This is a genomic window from Verrucomicrobiia bacterium (genome assembly GCA_035460805.1).
GTDB lineage: Bacteria > Patescibacteriota > UBA1384 > CAILIB01 > CAILIB01 > DATHWI01.
In genome coordinates this window covers 1-3711 of the sequence record DATHWI010000009.1, presented here as the reverse complement: position 1 = coordinate 3711, position 3711 = coordinate 1, and the positions used below count along the sequence as shown (strand labels likewise).

General features: G+C 52.4%; 1 rRNA gene. It reads left to right on the top strand.

The annotated features are described in order from the left end of the window. Positions 1-719 precede the first annotated feature (719 nt). Positions 720-3620: ribosomal RNA gene (locus VLA04_00130) — 23S ribosomal RNA — on the top strand. The last annotated feature ends 91 nt before the right edge of the window (positions 3621-3711 follow it).

Genomic DNA, 3711 nt, shown 5'->3' with positions numbered 1-3711 from the left:
CGGGTTATTCACAGGACTTGCAATCGCGGATCAGGCCTGTATATTCCGCGACCCGCGTTGGGGAAGCCAGTTGCTTCCCGCGACACGGGGGTCCGACAATCAGGTGCTTAGCGGAACTGAAAAATTCCACTAACAGACCTTGACGCGACGAAAACAGTATCTATACTTCGCGACCCGCAGTTGGGAATAACCAGCCGCGAGACGAAGTTGAGGAAAGTGGTAGTCAGCAAGGAACACGCGAGTTTGAGCAACTTTCAAACTGATCCTTCTCACCGTAGTCGGTAGTGACCCCTTCCAATAAGGTCATCGCCGAGAGGTGATGACGACCGAGCCAAGAACAGTCAGGTCTGTTCGAGGTGAATGCACCGCCGAGTTTGAGTTAGATTGCTGTTGCGACAGCGGCCTAACCCGTACTTGACGGGACGAAGTGTCGGACGCAAGAAAGACACGACGTAGCTCTTTGACAAGTGAATGACAGGTTCAAGGTTTATTAGTCAAGAATAGACTTGAACAATCCGCGATGTCCGTCCAAATAGTCGGATCAGCGTCTACCAGGATTAGCTGATCGCGACGAGGTTCTTTTGAGAACCGGGTTTTTCCGTCGGACGGATATCGCCGAGCACCTTTTTGGCGATAGATACGTTATTGATCGAGCCCTTCGGGTTGTTGACGAAGGGAAGCTGTCATGCTCGCCCAGTATGACGGTGATCGATAAATGTGATCAAATTACTAAGGGTGTATGGTGGATGCCTTGGCATCGAGAGGCGATGAAAGACGCGGTAGCCTGCGAAAAGCTGCGGGGATCTGGCAAACAAGAGTCGATCCGCAGATATCTGAATGAGGAAACTCAGCCGGCGTAACAACCGGTTACCTGCACATGAATTCATAGTGTGTATGGAGCGAACGCAGGGAACTGAAACATCTAAGTACCTGCAGGAAAAGAAAAAGACATTGATTCCGTAAGTAGAGGCGATCGAAAGCGGACATAGCCCAAACCAGTCTTCGGACTGGGGTTGCGGAAGCACTGAGGGGTTACAAAACCTAGTCTAGCAAAACTGTCTGGAAAGTCAGACCATAGAGGGTGAAAGTCCCGTATGCGAAAGACGAAGGTCCCCGTTAATATGTGCTCTCCAGAGTAGCACGGAGCTCGTGGAACTCCTTGTGAAGCTGCCCGGACCACCGGGCAAGGCTAAATACTCCTCGATGACCGATAGTGAACAAGTAGGGCGATTGAACGGTGAAAAGTACAGCTATTAGCTGAGTTAAAAGTACCTGAAACCATACACTTACAAGCGGTCGGAGCACTATGCCCCAGCAATGGGGAATGTGTGACGGCGTACCTTTTGCATAATGGACCGGCGAGTGCATTTCTGCAGCAAGGCTAAGGGGTCAAGCCCCGGAGCCGTAGCGAAAGCGAGTCTTAAGATGGCGTTTTAAGTTGCAGGATTGCGGCCCGAAACCCCGTGATCTACCCGTGGCCAGGTTGAATGACCCGTAAAAGGGTCAGAAGGACCGAAGTCGTGAACGTTGAAAAGTTCTGGCATGAGCTGCGGGGAGGAGTGAAAGTCTAATCAAACGGGGAGATATCTGGTTCTCATCGAAATGCCTTTAGGGGCAGCCTCGAGCAACTACATTGAAGGGGTAGAGCTACTGAAAGGGACTGTGGGGCTACCCGCCTACGCATCCCTACCAAACTCCGAATACTTCAATGACTATCTCGGGAGTGAGTCCGCGAGGGATAATCTTCGCGGTCAAAAGGGAAACAACCCAGATCGCCTGCTAAGGTCCCAAAATCTAGCTTAGTTCGGTAGGAAGTTATTGTTCTGTGACAGCCAGGATGTTGGCTTAGAAGCAGCCACCATTTAAAAAGTGCGTAATAGCTTACTGGTCGAGAACAGTAGCGCCGTAAATGATCGGGAATAAGCAAGATACCGAAGCAGCGAATTCGAAAGAGTGGTAGATGAGCGTTGTACTCAGCGTCGAAGGCATACCGTAAGGAGTGCTGGAGCGTGTACAAGCGAGAATGCCGGTATGAGTAACGATAATGCAGGTGAAAATCCTGCACGCCGAAAACCTAAGGTTTCCTGGGGAAGGTAAATCCGCCCAGGGTTAGTCGGACCCTAACACGAGGCCGAAAGGCGTAGTGGATGGATGGCAGGTTAATATTCCTGCACCAGCTGTAAAGGTCTGATGTTCATGCATGTGGTTTTCCAAGCTTGATGGCCCGATTAGACGTGGGCCTTGGGGGTGGCGTAAGCCATCATCTCCGCGGGCGTTTTGTTCCCGACGGTCAAGGACGGAAGATCCAAGAAAAGTGCATGGGCTACAATACAGTTGCCCGTACTAAAACTGACACAGGTAGGTGAGGAGAATATCCTAAGGCGCTCGAGAGAACTGCGGTTAAGGAACTAGGCAATTTTTCCCCGTAACTTCGGGATAAGGGGACCCTCCTCCTTCGGGAGAGGGCGCAGGAAGTGAGTCTGGCGACTGTTTATCAAAAACACAGCTCTGTGCTAACTCGCAAGAGGATGTATACAGAGTGACGCCTGCTCGGTGCTGGAAGGTTAAGGAAGTCGGTCAGGGGTTCGCCCCGAAGCTGGCAACCGAAGCCCCAGTAAACGGCGGCCGTAACTATGACGGTCCTAAGGTAGCGAAGTTCCTTGTCGGGTAAGTTCCGACGCGCATGAACGGCGTAACGACTGGACTACTGTCTCAACCGCAGACTCGGTGAAATTGAAGTGGCGGTGAAGATACCGTCTACACGCAGCAAGACGGAAAGACCCCATGCACCTTTACTATAACCTGGTACTGATGCCGGTTGTGGACTGCGTAGGATAGGTGGGAGGCGTTGATCCCCGGGTTCCGGCCCGGGGGGAGCCAACGGTGAAATACCACCCTGTTTGCATTCGTCATCTCACCCTGACCCATGAATCTGGGCAGGGAACAGTGCTAGGCGGTTAGTTTGACTGGGGCGGTCTCCTCCAAAAGAGTAACGGAGGAGTACAAAGGCCCGCTCAGGACGGTTGGCAATCGTCCGTCGAGCGCATTGGTATAAGCGGGCTTGACTGCGAGTGCTACGGCACAAGCAGAGCTGAAAGGCGGTCAAAGTGATCCTGTGGTCCCGTGTGGAAGGGCCATAGCTCAACGGATAAAAGGTACGCTGGGGATAACAGGCTGATCGCATCCGAGCGTCCATAGCGGCGATGCGGTTTGGCACCTCGATGTCGGCCCATCACATCCTGGGGCTGAAGGCGGTCCCAAGGGTTTGGCTGTTCGCCAATTAAAGTGGTACGCGAGCTGGGTTCAGACCGGCGTGAGCCAGGTCGGTCCCTATCTGCTGTGTGCGAAGGATTCTTGACGACACCTCAACCATAGTACGAGAGGATTTGGTTGGACTGACCCCTGGTGTACGAGTTGTCCTGCTAAGGGCACGGCTCGGTAGCTATGTCGGGAACGGATAAACGCTGAAAGCATCTAAGCGTGAAGCCTATGTCAAGACAAGGAATCCATGCGAGTTTACTCGCGAGAGACCCCAGGTAGACCACCTGGTTGATAGGCCGGAGCTGTAAGGATGGAAACATCTTCAGGTTACCGGTACTAACGGTCGAATGTTTGATCACATTTATCGATCATCGTTGTCACCCCAATAGTTCCGGGGTGGTGACCAAAAAGTTGTTTGGCGAAAGCGGATTGCTAATAAACCAACAGGGT